The sequence below is a fragment of the Arthrobacter sp. ES3-54 genome (assembly GCF_029504395.1).
Taxonomy (GTDB): Bacteria; Actinomycetota; Actinomycetes; order Actinomycetales; family Micrococcaceae; genus Arthrobacter.
This window is the reverse complement of sequence record NZ_JAQFIF010000003.1, coordinates 137,201-154,527: the sequence shown is the minus strand read 5'-3', so window position 1 is coordinate 154,527 and position 17,327 is coordinate 137,201. Positions and strand designations below refer to the sequence as shown.

Annotated in this window: 15 protein-coding genes and 2 tRNA genes; 6 read left to right on the top strand and 11 right to left on the bottom strand. The window is 64.8% G+C overall.

Annotated features, from left to right (window positions below):
* The first annotated feature begins 3 nt into the window (after positions 1-3).
* Complete coding sequence (gene pknB / locus M2428_RS06590; RefSeq protein ID WP_277524949.1) at positions 4-1,980, top strand: Stk1 family PASTA domain-containing Ser/Thr kinase; 1,977 nt, start codon at positions 4-6, stop codon at positions 1,978-1,980.
* 10 nt (positions 1,981-1,990) lie between these two features.
* On the opposite strand, the gene M2428_RS06585 is transcribed toward pknB, so the two are convergent.
* Complete coding sequence (locus M2428_RS06585; RefSeq protein WP_028278232.1) at positions 1,991-2,632, bottom strand: gamma-glutamyl-gamma-aminobutyrate hydrolase family protein; 642 nt, start codon at positions 2,630-2,632, stop codon at positions 1,991-1,993.
* A gap of 170 nt (positions 2,633-2,802) precedes the next feature.
* Complete coding sequence (locus M2428_RS06580) at positions 2,803-3,573, bottom strand: class E sortase (RefSeq protein ID WP_277524948.1); 771 nt, start codon at positions 3,571-3,573, stop codon at positions 2,803-2,805.
* Between the two features lie 176 nt (positions 3,574-3,749).
* Here M2428_RS06580 and M2428_RS06575 point away from each other — a divergent pair, with 176 nt between their 5' ends.
* Entirely contained in the window at positions 3,750-4,001 is a 252-nt protein-coding gene (locus tag M2428_RS06575) for a cell division protein CrgA (RefSeq protein WP_277524947.1), read from the top strand.
* Positions 4,002-4,105: 104 nt separating this feature from the next.
* On the top strand, positions 4,106-4,711 hold the full coding sequence (locus M2428_RS06570; protein ID WP_277524946.1) for a DNA-3-methyladenine glycosylase I: 606 nt from the start codon (positions 4,106-4,108) through the stop codon (positions 4,709-4,711).
* A 1,055-nt stretch (positions 4,712-5,766) separates the two neighbouring features.
* Here M2428_RS06570 and M2428_RS06565 read toward each other — a convergent pair.
* Together M2428_RS06565 and M2428_RS06560 are read right to left on the bottom strand one after the other, a co-directional pair.
* Complete coding sequence (locus M2428_RS06565; protein ID WP_277524945.1) at positions 5,767-6,636, bottom strand: rhomboid family intramembrane serine protease; 870 nt, start codon at positions 6,634-6,636, stop codon at positions 5,767-5,769.
* Positions 6,637-6,645: 9 nt separating this feature from the next.
* Positions 6,646-7,191 carry a peptidylprolyl isomerase gene (locus M2428_RS06560; protein WP_277524944.1) on the bottom strand — a complete coding sequence of 182 codons (546 nt, stop codon included), beginning with the start codon at positions 7,189-7,191 and terminating at the stop codon, positions 6,646-6,648.
* 155 nt (positions 7,192-7,346) lie between these two features.
* On the opposite strand from M2428_RS06560, the gene M2428_RS06555 reads away from it, so the two are divergent.
* Complete coding sequence (locus M2428_RS06555) at positions 7,347-8,342, top strand: hypothetical protein (RefSeq protein ID WP_277524943.1); 996 nt, start codon at positions 7,347-7,349, stop codon at positions 8,340-8,342.
* A 213-nt stretch (positions 8,343-8,555) separates the two neighbouring features.
* Positions 8,556-9,428, top strand: a complete 873-nt coding sequence (locus M2428_RS06550) for a glycosyltransferase family 2 protein (RefSeq protein WP_277524942.1) — start codon at positions 8,556-8,558, stop codon at positions 9,426-9,428.
* A gap of 56 nt (positions 9,429-9,484) precedes the next feature.
* Here the strand turns inward: M2428_RS06550 and M2428_RS06545 are convergent, their stop codons facing one another.
* Complete coding sequence (locus tag M2428_RS06545; RefSeq protein ID WP_277524941.1) at positions 9,485-10,429, bottom strand: DMT family transporter; 945 nt, start codon at positions 10,427-10,429, stop codon at positions 9,485-9,487.
* 130 nt (positions 10,430-10,559) lie between these two features.
* Between M2428_RS06545 and M2428_RS06540 the strand changes: the two genes are divergently transcribed.
* Positions 10,560-10,928 carry a cupin domain-containing protein gene (locus M2428_RS06540; protein WP_277524940.1) on the top strand — a complete coding sequence of 123 codons (369 nt, stop codon included), beginning with the start codon at positions 10,560-10,562 and terminating at the stop codon, positions 10,926-10,928.
* A 60-nt stretch (positions 10,929-10,988) separates the two neighbouring features.
* Here M2428_RS06540 and M2428_RS06535 read toward each other — a convergent pair.
* The 6 genes from M2428_RS06535 to gyrB all read right to left on the bottom strand — a co-directional run bounded on the left by M2428_RS06535 (position 10,989) and on the right by gyrB (position 16,958).
* Positions 10,989-11,064: transfer RNA gene (locus M2428_RS06535), tRNA-Ala, on the bottom strand.
* Positions 11,065-11,136: 72 nt separating this feature from the next.
* Positions 11,137-11,253 (bottom strand): DLW-39 family protein, encoded by a 117-nt coding sequence (locus tag M2428_RS06530; protein WP_216699097.1) that lies wholly within the window; start codon positions 11,251-11,253, stop codon positions 11,137-11,139.
* A 69-nt stretch (positions 11,254-11,322) separates the two neighbouring features.
* Positions 11,323-11,396, bottom strand: a tRNA-Ile gene (locus M2428_RS06525).
* 98 nt (positions 11,397-11,494) lie between these two features.
* The gene (locus M2428_RS06520; RefSeq protein ID WP_277524939.1) at positions 11,495-12,130 is read right to left on the bottom strand and encodes a DUF3566 domain-containing protein; all 636 of its coding nucleotides are present in this window, start codon (positions 12,128-12,130) and stop codon (positions 11,495-11,497) included.
* Positions 12,127-14,853, bottom strand: a complete 2,727-nt coding sequence (gene gyrA, locus M2428_RS06515; protein WP_277524936.1) for a DNA gyrase subunit A — start codon at positions 14,851-14,853, stop codon at positions 12,127-12,129. The genes M2428_RS06520 and gyrA overlap by 4 nt, the downstream gene beginning before the upstream one ends.
* Before the next feature lie 59 nt (positions 14,854-14,912).
* Positions 14,913-16,958: a DNA topoisomerase (ATP-hydrolyzing) subunit B gene (gene gyrB, locus M2428_RS06510; protein WP_277525516.1), complete on the bottom strand. Its 2,046-nt coding sequence runs from the start codon at positions 16,956-16,958 to the stop codon at positions 14,913-14,915.
* Between the last annotated feature and the right edge of the window lie 369 nt (positions 16,959-17,327).

Sequence of the window (17,327 nt, the reverse complement as noted above, 5' to 3'; positions counted from 1 at the left end):
ATCATGAGCAATACACCCCGCACTCCGTCGCACAGGGAGGAACGCCCGGCGAACACGCAGCGCGTCCTCAGCGGGCGCTATGAGCTGGGTGAGCTGATCGGCCGAGGCGGCATGGCGGACGTATTCCGCGGCGTCGATACCCGGCTGGGACGCACCGTGGCCGTCAAGCTGCTCCGCCCCGACCTAGCCAGGGATCCACAGTTCCAGGCGCGGTTCAAGCGCGAGGCCCAGGCTGTCGCGGCACTCAACCACCCTTCGATCGTGGCTGTTTTCGACACCGGGGACCACGCGGTCCCCGGTGACCACAATGACAGCGTCCGGGTGCCCTACATCGTGATGGAATTGGTTTCCGGCAAGACGATCCGCGACATGGTGCGGGCCAAGGATGTCACCATCGATCAGGCGATCGACTTCACGCTCGGCGTGCTGTCTGCGCTCGACTACAGTCACAAGGCCGGAATCGTACACCGCGATATCAAGCCCGCCAACGTGATGTTTTGCCCGGATTCGAACAGCGTCAAGGTCATGGACTTCGGGATCGCCCGCGCCATGGCGGACTCGTCGGCCACCATGACGCAGACGCAGGCCGTCGTGGGCACAGCCCAGTACCTGTCCCCCGAACAGGCACGGGGCGAAACCGTCGACGCGCGGAGCGATCTCTACTCCGCAGGTTGCCTTCTCTATGAAATGCTGGCCGGCCGGCCGCCGTTCATTGGCGACAGCCCCGTCTCTGTGGCCTACCAGCACGTTCGGGAGATCCCCGAGCCCGCCAGCAGCCTCAACCCCGACGTCTCCGCCGCGCTGGACAGCGTGTTGATGAAGGCCCTGCAAAAGAACCGCGCGGACCGTTTCCAGGACGCGGCCGCCTTCCGCCGCGCCCTGCGGGCCGCGCGCAGCGGCGTTCCGGTGACGGCACCGGCCGCCAGTGAGGCCCCCACCGACCCCACCAACGCCGTTCCCCGGCATGATCCCTTGGCGCCCACGGCAGCGTTCTCGCTGACCGGGGCCAAGTTCCTCGACGATTCCCCCGGCGGCCGGCTCCGGCCCGCCGAGGAATCGCCCGACGACGAGCAGCCGCCCGCAGGCACCGAACTCTATGGCACGGCGGACACCGGCAGCCTGCCCCTGGCGCTGCCGGTCGAACGCGAGCACTCTCCGCGCCAGAAGTCGCGCCGCCGCACCTGGATCGCCACGCTGGTGGTCCTCACGCTGCTGGTACTGGCCGGGGGCGGACTGTGGCTGTACAACATCATGAATCAGGCCCCGCCGCAGGCGACCAAGGTCCTGGTTCCCACGGTGACGTCCCTGACGGAATCAGAAGCCCTGCAAAGGCTGTACAACGCCGGCTTCAAGCCACAGCTCCAACGGCTGCAGCACGAGAGCATCCCCAAGGGCACCGCCATTGGCACCGTGCCGGCATCGGGAAGTTCCATGGACGCCAACTCGGACATCATCCTCAACATTTCCGAAGGCCCCAGCGCGATCACCATCCCCACGGACCTGCCCGGCCGGACGGAGGCGGCGGCGCGCGATCTCCTGCACCAGACGGGACTGACGGGCTCCCTCACCACCAAGATGTCCAACAATCCCACGGTCCCGGTCGGCATCGTCATCACCACGAACCCGGCCCCGGGCCAGATCGTGGCCGTCGCGGACGCCGTCGAAATCGTCGTCTCCACCGGGAAGGTGGCTGTGCCGCAGCTGATCGGGCTCCCGAGGGCGGAGGCGGAGGCGAAACTGACGGCGCAGGGCCTGAAGCTCAACGCCACCGAAGTGGAGAATTCCCAAGTGGCGCCGGGAAAGGTGACAGGCCAGTCCGATGCCGCGGATTCGCTCGTGGAACAGGGCAAGACCATCACCGTGACCGTGGCGAAGGCACCAGCGCCGCCCCCGTCGCCGGCGCCCACGCCCACGCCGACGCCGACGCCCACCAAGACCACGTCCAAGGAGGACGCGGTCTTGGAAGGCCTGTTCCCCTAGGCCGGTCGGGTCAGTGTTTGATTAGCGGGCTCAGGTCCGCTGCCCGTTCAGCGGCGCCGGCCATGCCCAGTGACTCAAGCCAGTTGCCCAGCATTTGGTAGCCGCCTTCGGTCAGGACAGATTCCGGGTGGAACTGGACCCCGCACAGCGGGGCGGTGCGGTGCTGTAGGCCCATCACAACCCCTGTGCCCGTTTCCGCGGTGATCTCCAGGACCTCCGGGATGCTCTCGCGGACGGCGGCCAGCGAATGGTAGCGGGTGGCCGTGAGCGGAGACGGCAGCCCGGCAAACACGCTGGTTCCGTGGTGTTCGACGAGGGAGGTCTTGCCGTGCATCAGTTCGGGAGCGTGCGTCACCGTTCCGCCGTAGGCCTCCGCCAGCGCCTGGTGGCCCAGGCACACACCCAGCATGGGCTTGTCATGGCTGCCGCACCATTTGATCAGCTCAATGCAGACGCCGGCCCCGGCGGGATTTCCCGGCCCGGGAGAGATGAGGACACCGTCCCGTGCCTCGGCCATTTCGATCGCCTCGGCGAGCGTGACGTCGTCGTTGCGGACCACGGTGGTCTCGGCACCGAGTTCCTGGAGATAGCCGACCAGGGTGTAGACAAAGCTGTCGTAGTTGTCTACGACCAGGATCTTGGTTGTACTCATGGGTGCTTTGCTGAACCAATCGTTGAATCTGTTAACTGGGTAAATTGCGCCAGCCAGGGAAAAAGGAACTGAACCATCAATACCAGTGCTCCGGCCGCCAGCACCAGCGCAGTCGCAATCCTGAGCCACAAGGGACCGGGAAGGTGGCGGAAAAGCCAGCCATACATCCGTCAGCCTTCCCTGGCCGCGCGGGCCGCCTGCGCAATTTCAGCCGGCGGGCCTGCGGAAACAGGTTGCCACCGCTCCAGCAAGGCGTAGGCCACAAAGCGTTCCTGGGAGCCGAACCGCGGGTTGCAGCTTGTCATGGTCAGGTAGCTCTCCGTCGGCGCGGCGCCCGGCTGCGTCGGCACCGGCAACAGTACATCGGTCCGCGAGGGGAGGACTGTCTGGCTGTTCCGGAACACGTAGACATAGTAGCCCTCGCGGGTCTGCACGTAGATCCGGTCCCCGGGCACCAAGGCGTCTATATGGTCCAAGACTGCACCGTGAGTCTGCCGGTGGCCGGCCACGGCGAAGTTTCCCGCGGCCCCCAGCATTGCCGTGCCCTGGTAGTGCCCGATGCCCAGGGTGTCCAACACCGCCGGCGTGGTTCCCTGAACGATGGGACGCGTGTAGCCGGCGCCGAACCGGGGGACATACAGAATGCCGATTGTCGCGCCCTCTGCCGGTTCGGGGGCAACGGCAGGCTTGGGCACAACGGCGGGCTCGGGGGCAGCGGCAGTCGGGCCGTTGCCGTCTGCCGTCCCGCGGGCAAAGTCCTTCACGACGTCGCGCTGCCGGGCATCGGAGGCGACATTCGTCCACCACAACTGCCACGCCACAAAGAGCAGGAGAATAACGCCCGCGCTCATGAGCAGCTCGCCCGCGATCTGGACGCCGCGCAGGAGCGGACCGCGGCGGCTGCGGACCGCCGGGCCCGATCCCTGCTCCAACTGCAGCACTGCGGGTTCTCCTCCTGGGTGATTGCGGGGTCCACGTTGTGTCCGGAACTACAGCTAGAATTGGCTCCGATAAAAGAATTCAAACCTGACCAAGAGCGCGTTGGCCGGCGGGGCTCACTTCCTGCAGGATATCAAGCCACGTTGCCGCTTTTGTTCCAGCCCGCCAAGGAGGATCAGTGCCCGTCTCGAAGCCGCGTAAAACTGCCCGTGTGGCCCCGCCGACTTCTGCTGCGGAGTCCTACAAGCCCAATCCGGTCTGGTTCAAGCCCGTCATGTTTGGCCTGATGATCATTGGCCTGCTGTGGATCATCACGTTCTACATCACCGAGGGCGCCTTCCCGGTTCAGTCATGGGGCTCGTGGAACATCGTCGCCGGATTCGGCATCGCGATCATCGGCTTCCTGATGACCACGCGCTGGCGTTCCTGAACCAGGCCCCCGTGGCGCAATTCCCTGACGGGCCGGTACACACAGTGTGCCGGCCCGCCGTCGTTAAACCCCGACACCAATCCGGCCCCAGCGAAGGAATCCAGATGACCCCGGCAGTAAGCGGCTCAACCATTGGCGACGACGGACTGGCGCGGCCGGCGTGGGCGGCCGTTGATCCCATGCTCCGCGAGTACTACGACAACGAGTGGGGCATGCCCGTCCGGGATGAGCAGGGCCTCTACGAACGGATCAGCCTCGAGGGGTTCCAGGCGGGCCTGTCCTGGGCCACCATTCTGCGCAAGCGGCCCGCTTTCCGCGCGGCATTCAAGGACTTCGACCCGGAACTCGTGGCCCTCTTCACAGACGCCGATGTGGAGCGGCTCATGCTCGATGCCGGGATCGTCCGGAACCGGCTGAAGATCCAGGCAACCGTCACCAATGCCCGGGCTACTTTGGCGTTGAGGGACGACGGCGGCCTGGTTGACTTCGTGTGGGGATTCCAGCCTACGGCCACCCCCCGGCCCGGCTCCCTCGACCAGGTCCCCACCACCTCGGCCGAGTCCATCGCGCTCTCGAAGGCGCTGCGCAAGAAGGGCTTCGCCTTCGTCGGGCCCACCACGATGTTCGCGCTCATGGAGGCTATCGGAATGGTGGACACCCATCTGCTGGACAGCCACCGGCGCGGAACCTCAGGCGTCTGGCCGCACTGACAGTCGGGTCGGGGGTGACCCGACCTTATCCACAGCTGTGCACAAGTCTGGGGAAACTTATCCACACTGTTTATAAGTTTCCGGCTCCTCGTGCGTTTCGGCTCGGTTTAAGGGCCACAGCCGGGTCCAGCGCGGATGATGAGATCCCCGGTTGGCTTTGAATTACAGAGTTGTAAGTTATTAACAGTGTGGATTGCCTGTGGAGAAGTCCGGCAGGCCATCCATCGGGCCCAATCAGACCTCGCGTGGCGCCGCGGCGTCCTCCTTTGGCAGGCCCGGTCCCCGAATGAAGCCGCTCGGCCGGCCAGCAAGGCACCGGGCAAGTTATCCACTTAATAACACGCCGCTACCCACAAGTTATCCACAGCTGGGGATAACAACGGGAGGTTGGGAGCCGCGACCCCCGCTGTGGGGCCATGAGCCGGGTTAGTTCCCCCGGAGAGTCCGACCAACAAGTTATTAACACTGTGAATAACCTGTTGAAACACACAGCGGCTATCCCAGGGACCGTGCTTTCCTACAGGCGGACTCTGTGGCGCCCCGCATCCGCCAGCAGCGGCAACACTAGGGGTAGGGGCAGTGCGACGTAGACGACGCGACTGTTGCGCGGCAGTTGCCGCGCAACAGGGACGGCGAAAGGCGTGGTTCCGGCCGGCGGAAGGTGCGGGCCCGCGGATCAAAGTTGTCCACTTACTCACAGGGCAGCCCACAGAAGTTATCCACAGGTGTGGAGATCAGGCTGGCCGCATCACTTGGCCACGGCAAAATCGCCAGCTCGGGCGGTCAGATCCGGGCAGCCACCGTGAACTACACGGTTGTAAGTTATTAACAATGTGGATAACCGTTGTGGAAAACTTTTCGGGCGGCACCTGTGAATTTAGGCGATGTGAATGAATTTAGGCGTTGCGGCTTCGGCCCAAGATGGCACGCGCAAAGGTCCCCTCCTCTGGGAAGCGAGGAGGGGACCCACGGGGAGAGTGATGGGTGGTGCGGACAGCAAAACCAGGCCGCTGAATGCGGCCGGGACATCGGCACGCGCGGGCTAAAGGAACGGGCTAAACGCTGGCGCCGGCCATCCGGACGACGGACACGACGATCACGAGGGCAAGGACCCCGGCCAAGCCGATGGCCTGCAGCAGGGTCTGCCGGGGGCCGCGGGGGGTATATGCAATGACAGCGGCGCTCAGGGCACCGGTGACGAGGCCGCCGAGATGGGCCTGCCAGGCGATCTGGGGCACCATGAAACCGATGACGCCGTTAATGGCGATCAGGACCAGGAGTTGGCGGACTTCTCCGCCGCGCTGACGCTGGACCACCAGCAACGCGCCAAACAAACCGAAAATGGCGCCGGAGGCGCCCACGAGACCCACGGGGCCGTTCACGGGATACACCGGGGTCAGCAGGAGGAACCCGACCGAGCCGCCGACGGCCGAGAGCAGGTAGATGGCCAGGAAGCGGGCGTGGCCAAGGAGCGGCTCAAGGATCTGGCCGAAAATCCACAACGTATACATGTTCAGGACGATGTGGAGCAGGAATCCCTGCGAGTGCAGGAACGCTGAGGTGAGCAGCCGCCACGGTTCAACGTCAGTCAAGGCGGGAGCGTAAGCCAGTTGCTGGTAGATCCCGTCGTTGGGAACTATCCACTGCAGTGCATAGACAAGGGCGCACAGCCCGATGATCACGTAAGTAACCACAGGCTTGCCGGCGGTCACGGCGCCGCCGTAGACGGTTCGGACTGTCGGCGTTGTGCGTTTGGTTTCGTTGACACAGTCAACGCATTGGAATCCGACGGCGGCCGCCCGCTGGCAGTCGGGGCACGCAGGGCGCCCGCACCGCTGGCAGCGCACATAGGCGGGCCGGTCCGGGTGCCTGGGGCATACCGGGACCTCTGCGGACGGCTCTGCCGCCGGAACTCCGTAGCTCATGGTGTGGGGTTAGAGCTTTTCGATGTCAATGCTGTTGATGGTGACATCCTCGACGGGGCGGTCGCCCATGCCGGTGCGGACGCCTTCGATCGCGTCCACGACCTTCTTGGAATCCTCATCGGCGACCTCACCGAAGATGCTGTGCTTGCCCTGCAGCCAGCCGGTGGGGATGGTGGTGATGAAGAACTGCGAACCGTTGGTGCCGCGCCCCATCTGGACACCGGCGTTGGCCATGGCCAGTTTGTAAGGCTCGTTGAAAGTCAGGTCCGGGTGGATCTCATCGTCGAACTTGAAACCCGGTCCACCGGTGCCGCGGCCCAGGGGATCGCCTGCCTGGATCATGAAGTCTTTGATAATGCGGTGGAAGATGGTGCCGTTGTAGAGCGGCGTGCCGGTCTTGTCCTCGCCCGTTTCAGGGTGGGTCCAGGCCTTCTCCCCGGTGGCCAGCCCGACGAAGTTGTCGACGGTCTTCGGCGCGTGGTTGCCATAGAGGTTGACGACGATGTCGCCGAGGCTCGTGTGGATAGTGGCTTTTGCGGTTGCGTTGGCAGTCATAGGGCCTATTCTTCCATGACGGCTCCGCCCACATAGGGCCGCACAGTCAGTTCCGCGCTGGGTGAAATCCACTGGAAATCGGTCTGAAGAATAGCCGGTGCGTTCCTAGACACGTAGGCTAACAACAGAACCGTCACATTAATCGGGAGGTAGTTGTGAAGAAAACGGATCGAAATGCCCGTGACCTGGAGCAGTCAGTCAGTGCGGGAGTAGAAAACGCCAAGGAATGGGCGGCCCCCCGGGTTGAAGCGGCTGTGAACTGGGCCGTTCCCCGTTTGCAGCAGGGATTGGATACCGCTTCTCCCAAGATCCAGGAAGGGCTGAAGACGGCCGCCTACAGCTTGGCGGGCGGCGTCGCCACCGTCACCCCCCGCCTCCAGGACAGTCTGGCCCAGCTTGCGCCGAAGATCCACGACGCCGCCGAAAGCGCGACTCCGCGACTGCACGAGGCGGTAGACAAGGCGGCACCGGTGATCCTCAACGCACGCGACCGGGTGGTTGTCGAGTACCTGCCCAGGCTTTCCGACCAGATCGGGCAAGCTTCCGTGGCCGTCCACCGCACGCTGGAAAACGCTCCGGCCCACGTGGACGCCGTCGCGCAGAAGCTTATTGATTCCGGTGTGGTACACGGCGTCCAGGCGCAGGCCCAGACCGCCAAGGGACATGCGAAGAAACATGCGAAGATTGCAGAAAAGAACATCAAGGCGGCCGCCCGCGAGGTCAGCAAGACGGCCAATGCCAAGCTCGCCAAGCAGCAGAAACCCAAGCATCGCGGCCTGCTGATCTTCGGCATCATCGCTGCCGCAGCTGCCGCCGGTGTCGCAGCCTGGAGGGCTTCCCGGCCCGTGGAGGACCCTTGGAAGGTACCGACGCCGGTAACGCCTGCCCCCGCCGCCCCTGCCAGCGAAACGCTTAAGGACGCCGCCGACAAGGCCGGCTCCGCGGCTGTTGCGGCTGCGGACACTGCGGTCGAGGCATCGGCCGAGGCATCCGATTCCGTAGCTGCCGCGGCGGACAAGGCGTCGGAAGCGGCCAAGGACGCTGCCGACGACACCGCGAAGACTGCCGCCAAGGTTGCCACCGATGCCAAGACAGCCGTCCGCAACATTGCGGCCAACCTGAACAACGGGGCAAACAAGCCGGGCCAGTAGCTCCGGCCGGCACAGGCCGGCTGAGCCGCGACCCTGCCAAGGGCGGTCCGGCTGCCGGCAGGTGTCCTGCCTTTTCCCAGGGAGGGATTCCGCTTCGGCGGGATCCCTCCTTTTGTTTCATACGGCAGGTTTCACGCGGCGGGTTTTGCACGGACTGCGGAGGCGCGTCGCGGTCTCCCTTTAAAGGGCAGGCTAGATGCTAAATTTGTGGTGATGTCACCCCATAGATCACCCCAGGATGCCTTGCTCATTGCTCCGCCGCCGGCTGTATCTATTGTGATCCCGGCGTACAACGAGGAAAGTGTCATCCGGCAGTGTCTGATCGCCGCGGTATATCAGTCGGTGCCTGCCCACGAAATCATTGTGGTGGACAACCTGTCCAAGGACCGCACGGCGGAGATCGTGCGGCAGATGCAGCTGGAGTATCCGGAGAGTCCCATCATCCTGCTCAGCCAGGACCGCGATCAGGGGCTCATCCCCACCCGCAATTTCGGTCTAGACCACGCCACGGGCGACATCCTCGGCCGGATCGACGCCGATTCCGTCCTGGAACCGGATTGGGTGGAGCAGGTGCAGAACGCCTTCGCTGACGAGTCTGTGCACGCCGCGACCGGGCCGGTGGTCTACTACGACATGCCCATGCGCCGCTTTGGGCTCAAGGCGGACGACAAAATGCGTCAGCTGATGCTCAGGCTTGCCAAGCACCAGTATCACTTCCTCTTCGGTTCCAACATGGCACTTCGCCGCTCGGCTTGGGAAACCATCCGTACAGAAGCCTGCCGGGACGAGCGGGACGAGATGCACGAGGACATCGATCTTTCGCTGCACCTGGCCGACCACGAGCTCCGGATCCAGTACTGGCCGCAGATGATCTCGGGCATGTCGGCCCGGCGGCTCGAGGACTCGCCGCGGGATTACCGCTACTACGTGACGCGCTTTGACCGCACCTACAAGGCCCACAATGTCAAGAAGATGGCACTGAAGGCACCCATGGTGGTCTTCTTCTCGGTCTACTTCCCGGCAAAATTGCTCCGCGCCATTCACACGGTCAACGTGCCGCAGCCAGCCCGCCGCGGCGGTCAGTAGGCCCGCCCACCAACACGGCCACTAGGCCCGGCCAACAAGCGCGGCCCAGCAGGCGCCTAGTCCGTGCCGAGCTCCGCCAGCCGCTCTGCACCGGGGCCCTCCGCAGTGCGCCCCTCGGCCGTGCCCCGGACGGAGCGTGAGCCGCGCTGCCCAAGGACCACAACGGCGAGCCCCACCAGGATCATGGCCAGTCCGGCATAGGTCCCGGCCGGGAGCGTCTCGCCCAGGAAGGCCGCTGCCAAAAGCGCCGCTCCGGGGATTTCCAGCAGGATGATCATGGACACCAGCAGCGGGCTCATGGTTGCCAGCAGATAGTTGAACGCGGTGTGCCCCACCAGCTGTGCGCACACGGTGATTGCGAGGACCCCCAACCAGCCGGTGGCTTCGAACCCCGCCAGCGGCTGTCCGGCCAACAGGGCCATCCCCGCCACAATCGCGGCGCACATGCCATAGCACAGGGTCGTATAGACCCCCGTGCCCAGGCTCTGCCGCGCCTTGCCTCCGGCGAGCGTGTAGATGCCCGCGAGGGCGCCGCCGGCCACGGCCAGGAGATCGCCCACGAGAGCCTCGGGCGAGGTGCCCATATCAAAACCGGTAATCGCCACGACACCGCCGAAGGCGAGCCCCAGCCCTACCAAGACCGGCCAGCGGTGCCGGACTCCCCGGAAGAGTTGGAAGATCGCGATCCAGCCTGACTGAAGGCACACCAGCGCCGTCGCCGCCGCGACCGAGGTCAGCTGCAGGGAGGTAATGAAGCACGCGAAGTGCAGGGCCAGCGCCACCGCAGCCGCGAGCGACCAGCGGAACTCTGCTCCGGTCACCCTCGCGAACTGACGGGGGTTGCGGACCACCACCGGACCGGCCATCACCACTGCTCCAATGGCGTTGCGCCAGAAAGCGATGGCCAGGGCACTGACCGACGTGGCGCCCAACGTGGCGGCAATGAGCGGCCCGGACGAAGCCACACCGAGCACCCCCACAGCTGCAAGTAAGAAGTTCACGTTCCAACCCTAATGGGACGGACCTCGGGTCCCTTACAGCCGCTACGCCTTGACCGGTACATACCCCAGTGCCACCCTTAAGTCGCGGTCTCACATCCCGATCTCGCCATCATCGAAGAAGGAGACCATCATGGCGTCAATGATCCGCAAGAGCCTGGATAATCCCGAAGAATCACGTCCTGTTGCCCAGGGCATGGGCCGGGTGGACCTCGTCAACCTGGACTCCGGCCCGGTCGGACGGGCCACGTTCCTCCCGGGCTGGAAATGGTCAGACCATGTCAAGCCGATCGCCAAAACTGACAGCTGCATGGCCAGCCATACCGGCTACACGATTTCCGGACGCATCAAAGTCGTCATGGATGACGGCGAAGAACTCGAATTCGGGCCCGGCGACTTCGGCATCATCCCGCCGGGGCATGATGCCTGGGTACTCGGCGACGAGCCGTATGTGTTCATCGACTGGCAAGGCATGGCAGATTACGCCAAACCGAAGGAATGATTGCGAAAAGGGCATGAAAAAAGCCCCGGACCGCGTTTCCGCGGTCCGGGGCTTTTCCTATGGTGGAGGCACGGGGACTCGAACCCCGAACCCCCTGCTTGCAAAGCAGGTGCGCTACCAATTGCGCCATGCCCCCATAAGAAGCAACCCGACAATCATACCCTAGGTCCGGCGAGCTGATTTCCAGCTTCCATCCCCAGTTTCCGGGCTAGTCAACCGTATCGGTCGAATTGCTCCAGATCACTTTCCGGGCTTCGGATTCCTGCACTTTCCTGTAGAGGAGAACGCCTGCGACCGTGGCTGCGATAACCAGCAACTTCTTCACATGCACTCCGTTCCGGTTCAGTCATCGACGAACCTTCACTAACCTCTATCAGAACCAGTACTGGTTCCGTGGGCGTACCAGGACTTGAACCTGGGACCTCTTCGTTATCAGCGAAGCGCTCTAACCGCCTGAGCTATACGCCCCGATGCCTCATCGGGCCGAGATATGACTGTACAGCACATCCCGGCCCGATCTCAAATCGAGGCTTTTTCCCGCGGCATTCCGCGGAAAAGTGCGGGAATTAGTCGTCCGTGAGGGTCACGCCGATACCGCCCACGAGCGTTGCCGCAATGTTGTACAGCACCGCCGAAAGCATCGACAGGGCCGTCAGCAGCACCACGTTGATCACGGCGATGATGGTCGCGAACGAGGCCACCTGCCCGAGGGACGCCACCTTCTTCAATTCAAAGCCGCCGCCTTCGGAGCCCGCGAGGGTCCCTAGCAGGCTGTCCACCTGGTCAAAGATCCCGGTCAGGTCCAAAACGGTCCAGAGCACGATAGCCGCCACGACCGTGACGATTCCCAGCGCCACGGAGAGCAGGAAGGCCATCTTCAGCACGGACCAGGGGTCCACCTTGCTGACCAGCAGCCTGGCACGGCGCACTTTGGCCTTGGGAGCCGGCTTGATCAGCCCGGTTGTGCCCTGCCCGCCGGACTGGGCGGGGCGCTGGGCCGGGACAGCGGGGCGCTGTCCGGGGACCGTCGGGCGCTGGCCGGGCGCGGGGGGACGCTGTCCCGTTCCTGCGGCCGCGCCGGACACGCCAGGGCGCTGCTGCGGACGCGAGGGGGCGCCGCCTACGCGCGGTGCGGCGGCGGGTTGCCGCACTCCGCCCGGCACGCCGCTGCTGGGCTTGGGATATGAGTCGGAATTACTCACTCGTTACCTCCGGTGTTGTCTTCGTCCAGCTCGGCATTGCCTGATGACTCATCTGACTCCGGGGCCGGTACTGATTCTGCCGCTGCGGAGTTGTCATGCAATCCGCCATTTTCAGCCAACGTTACGTCATCCGGCGCGGAAGCCCGATTTTCGGCGTCGTCAACTGCACCCTCGCCTGTATCTTCACCTTCGGTCGGCTCGTCGCTTTCCAGCCCGCGTTCGCTGTTGCGTGCCACGGCGATGATGCGGTCGTTCTTGTCCGGCTTGGCAAAGATCACACCCATGGTGTCGCGGCCCTTGGCCGGCACACCGGTGACCGAGGAGCGGACCACCTTGCCGCCCTCCATGACCACCAGGACCTCATCCTCTTCCTGGACGATCAGGGCGCCGACAAGGTGCCCGCGCTCCTCCTGGTACTTGCCGACCTTGATGCCGAGCCCGCCGCGGCCCTGGAGCCGGTATTCCTCCACAGCCGTCCGCTTGGCGAAGCCGCCCTCGGTGACGATGAAGACGTATGAGCCGTCCTTGACGACGTCGGCCGCGAGCAGTTCGTCGTCCTCGCGGAACTTCATGCCCGTCACGCCGGAGGTGGCGCGGCCCATCGGGCGCAGCGCATCATCCGTCGCGGTGAAGCGGACGGACTGTCCCTTGCGGGAGACCAGCATGAGGTCGTCGGTTTCGGAGACCAGCTGGGCCGAGACGAGTTCATCGCCGTCACGCAGGTTGATGGCGATCACGCCGGCGGACCGGTTGGTGTCGTAGTCCTCGAGCCGGGTCTTCTTGACCAGGCCGCGCTTGGTGGCAAGCACCAGGTACGGGGCGTGCTGGTAGTCGCGAAGGTCCAACACCTGGGCGATGTGCTCATCGGGCTGGAAGGCCAGCAGGTTGGCCACGTGCTGGCCCTTGGCGTCGCGTCCGGCTTCGGCGAGCTCATAGGCCTTGGCCCGGTAGACGCGTCCGAGGTTGGTGAAGAACAGCAGCCAGTGGTGCGTGGTGGTGACGAAGAAGTGCTCCACGACGTCGTCCCCGCGCAGCTGGGCGCCCTTGATGCCCTTGCCGCCGCGCTGCTGGGAGCGGTAGTTGTCGCTGCGGGTGCGCTTGACGTAGCCGCCGCGGGTAATGGTGACCACCATTTCCTCTTCGGGGATCAGGTCCTCCATCGACATGTCGCCGTCGAAGCCCATGAGCACCTTGGTGCGGCGGTCGTCGCCGTGCTTGGCCACGATTTCAGCCAGTTCCGTGCTGATGATCTCGCGCTGGCGCTCTTCGGAGGCCAGGATCGAGTTGTACTCGGCGATCAGGGCTTCAAGCTCGGCATGGCGGTCCTGGATCTTCTGGCGCTCCAGGGCGGCGAGCCGGCGCAGCTGCATGTCCAGGATGGCCCGGGACTGCAGCTCATCGATGTCGAGCAGTTGCATGAGCCCGTCGCGGGCGGCCTCGGTGGTGTTGGAGGCTCGGATGAGGGCGATGACCTCGTCGAGCATGTCCAGGGCCTTGAGCAGGGCGCGGAGGATGTGTGCTTCCTCCTCGGCCTTGCGCAGGCGGTAGCGGGTCCGCCGGGCAATGACGTCCATCTGGTGGGTGACCCAGTGGCGGATGAACGCGTCGAGGCTGAGCGTGCGCGGCACCCCGTCAACGATGGCGAGCATGTTGGCGGCGAAGTTGTCCTGCAGCTGGGTGTGCTTGTAGAGGTTGTTCAGCACCACCTTGGCCACGGCGTCGCGCTTGAGCACAATCACCAGGCGCTGGCCCGTGCGGCCCGAGGTCTCATCGCGGAGGTCGGCGATGCCGGAGATCTTGCCGTCCCTGACCAGCTCGGCGATCTTGATGGCCAGGTTGTCCGGGTTGGCCTGGTACGGCAGTTCGGTGACCACCAGGCACGTGCGGCCCTGGAGCTCCTCGACGCTGACCACCGCGCGCATGGTGATGGAGCCGCGGCCGGTCCGGTAGGCATCCTCGATGCCCTTGTGGCCGAGGATGGTGGCGCCGGTCGGGAAGTCCGGTCCCTTGATGCGCAGGAGGAGCTCTTCGAGCAGTTCCTCCCGGCTGGCGGTCGGGTTCGCGAGGTACCACTGGACGCCGTCGGCGACTTCGCGGAGGTTGTGCGGCGGGATGTTGGTGGCCATGCCGACGGCGATGCCGGAGGAGCCGTTGACCAGCAGGTTGGGGAACCGGGCCGGCAGGATGGTCGGCTCCTGGTTCTTGCCGTCGTAGTTATCCTGGAAGTCGACTGTTTCCTCGTCGATGTCCCGGACCATCTCCATGGCGAGCGGCGCCATCTTGGTCTCGGTGTACCGCGGGGCGGCTGCGCCGTCGTTGCCGGGCGAGCCGAAGTTTCCCTGCCCGAGCGCCAGCGGGTAGCGCATGGTCCAGTCCTGGATCAGGCGAACCAGGGCATCGTAGATCGCGGTGTCGCCGTGCGGGTGGTACTGGCCCATGACCTCGCCCACCACACGGGCGCATTTGTTGAAGGAGCGGTCCGGGCGGTAGCCGCCGTCGAACATCGCGTAGAGCACGCGGCGGTGGACGGGCTTGAGGCCGTCGCGGACATCGGGCAGGGCGCGGCCCACGATCACGGCCATGGCGTAGTCGAGGTAGGAGCGCTGCATTTCGGTCTGCAGGTCCACTTGCTCGACGCGGTCGGTCAGTACGTCGCCGTCGAGGATGGCGCCTTCAAGGACGGGCTCGGAGCCGGCCGGTACCTCGGGTGTTTCGTCACTCATAGTCTATATTTTCCGTTTCAGGTATATATCGGCTCTGGAATATTAGGGGGCTTGCGCCCCTAGATGTCCAGGAACCGAACGTCCTTGGCGTTCTGCTGAATGAAGTTTCGGCGCGATTCAACGTCCTCGCCCATCAGGACCGAGAAGATCTGGTCCGCCGCCAGGGCGTCGTCCATCGTCACCTGCAGCAGGGTCCGGTGGTCAGGGTCCATGGTGGTGTCCCACAGTTCCGTGTAGTCCATCTCGCCGAGGCCCTTGTAGCGCTGGATGCCGTTGTCCTTGGGGATGCGGCGGCCGGCGGCCGCGCCCGAGAGCAGCTTCGCGTCGCGTTCACGGTCGCTGTAGACGTAATCGTGCGGCGCATTGGACCACTTGATCCGGTACAGCGGCGGCTGCGCGAGGTAGACGTAGCCGTTTTCGATCAGCGGGCGCATGTAGCGGAACAGCAGCGTCATCAGCAGCGTCGTGATGTGCTGGCCGTCCACGTCGGCATCGGCCATGAGCACGATCTTGTGGTACCGCAGCTTGGCGATGTCGAAGTCCTCGCCAATGCCGGTGCCGAAGGCCGTGATCATGGACTGGACCTCGGCATTGCCGAGCGCCTTGTCCAGCCGGGCCCGCTCGACGTTCAGGATCTTGCCGCGCAGCGGCAGGATGGCCTGGGTCTCCGGGTTGCGGCCGCGCTTGGCGGAGCCGCCGGCGGAGTCACCCTCCACGATGTAGACCTCGCACCTCTCCGGGTTCTTCGAGGAGCAGTCGGACAGCTTGCCGGGCATGCCGAAAGATTCCAGCGGGCTCTTGCGGCGGGCGTTGTCCCGGGCCTTCCGCGCGGCCATCCGCGCCTGCGCGGCCGAGATGGCCTTGCGGATCACGTCCCGGGCGGGGCCGGGGTTGCGCTCGAGCCAGTCGCCCAGCCCGTCGGTGACAACGCGCTGGACAAAGCCCTTGACCTCGGAGTTGCCGAGCTTGGTCTTAGTCTGGCCCTCGAACTGCGGCTCGGAGAGCTTCACGGAAATGACTGCCGTCAGGCCCTCGCGGATGTCGTCCCCGGTGAGGTTGTCTTCCTTTTCCTTGATGATGTTCTTCTCCCGCGCATAGCGGTTGATGAGCGAAGTCATCGCGGCGCGGAAGCCCTCTTCGTGAGTGCCGCCTTCGTGCGTGTTGATCGTGTTGGCGTAGGTGTGGACGCTCTCGGAGTATGCGTTGGTCCATTGCATCGCCATTTCCAGGGCGATGTGCCGTTCCGTGTCCTCGGTCTCGAACGCGATGACGTCCTCGTGGACCACATCAACCTTCTTGCCGGAGTTCAGGTGCTTGACGTAGTCCAGCAGCCCGTCGTCGTACTGGTAGACCACAGTGTGGAATTCCGCGGGGATTTCGCCTTCGGTGGGGACGGTGTCCAGGTCCAGGTCGTCGTCGTCGGACGGTTCCTCCGGAGCGCGGCGCTCGTCGGTCAGCGTGATGCGCAGTCCCTTGTTGAGGAAGGCCATCTGCTGGAAGCGGGCACGCAGGGTTTCGAAGTCGAAGTAGGTGCTCTCGAAGATGGTGGCATCGGGATAGAACGTCTGCGTGGTGCCGGTCTCGGCGGCTTCCTCGCCCTGGACCAGGCCGCCTTGAGGCTTGCCACCGTCGGCGAAGGACATCCGCCAGACGTGTCCCTGGCGGCGGACCTCGGTGTCGACGCGGCTGGACAGGGCGTTGACCACCGAAATGCCGACGCCGTGGAGGCCGCCGGAGACGGCATAGCCGCCGCCGCCGAACTTGCCGCCGGCGTGCAGGATCGTCATGACGACTTCCACGGTGGGCTTGTGCTCGGTGGGGTGCATGTCCACGGGGATGCCGCGGCCGTTGTCGACCACCTTGACGCCGCCGTCGGCCTGCAGCACGATTTCGATGTGCGTGCAGTAACCGGCCAGGGCCTCGTCCACCGAGTTATCCACCACCTCGTAGACCAGGTGGTGCAAACCGCGGGGTCCGGTGGAGCCGATGTACATGCCGGGACGTTTCCGGACAGCTTCCAGGCCTTCAAGTACGGTGATGTCGCTGGCGCCGTATTCGCGCGATGTCGCGGTCCCCGACGACGGCGCTGCCGCCGCCACTTGCACTACCGCTTCCGCTACGTCTTCCACTGCCGGGATCTCTGCATTGTCGTTAGCCACAGGCGCTTTCGACTCCTCTATGTTCGTTGAAGGCCGGCCGTTGCCTCTTCCGTGGAAAAGGCTCCTGCCAACAGGCACGTCACTGACGACGCCGGGTATTCCGCTGACTTGGGATCCCGTCCGCCGCACGCTGAAATTGCGTCGGAAACGGACTCAGTCAACGCTTCACCGGCGCCCAGTTATCTAGACCGATTCTATCGTGTTATAGGAGCCAAACCCGCATTCCAGGGCGCCAAACGGGCGGGAAAGTGCCGCTGAGAGGCCGCTGGCTCCCCCTGCAAGGCTTTCGGGGTCCAGCCCTAGGGTGCCTATACG

Coding starts and splice junctions, on each gene's coding strand:
- M2428_RS06565 (WP_277524945.1), bottom strand. CDS start 6,636: ATGAGCTACGGAGTTCCGGCGGCAGAGCCGTCCGCAGAGGTCCCGGTA.
- gyrA (WP_277524936.1), bottom strand. CDS start 14,853: ATGAGTGACGAAACACCCGAGGTACCGGCCGGCTCCGAGCCCGTCCTT.
- M2428_RS06570 (WP_277524946.1), top strand. CDS start 4,106: ATGACCCCGGCAGTAAGCGGCTCAACCATTGGCGACGACGGACTGGCG.
- pknB (WP_277524949.1), top strand. CDS start 4: ATGAGCAATACACCCCGCACTCCGTCGCACAGGGAGGAACGCCCGGCG.
- M2428_RS06560 (WP_277524944.1), bottom strand. CDS start 7,191: ATGACTGCCAACGCAACCGCAAAAGCCACTATCCACACGAGCCTCGGC.
- M2428_RS06550 (WP_277524942.1), top strand. CDS start 8,556: ATGTCACCCCATAGATCACCCCAGGATGCCTTGCTCATTGCTCCGCCG.
- M2428_RS06585 (WP_028278232.1), bottom strand. CDS start 2,632: ATGAGTACAACCAAGATCCTGGTCGTAGACAACTACGACAGCTTTGTC.
- M2428_RS06540 (WP_277524940.1), top strand. CDS start 10,560: ATGGCGTCAATGATCCGCAAGAGCCTGGATAATCCCGAAGAATCACGT.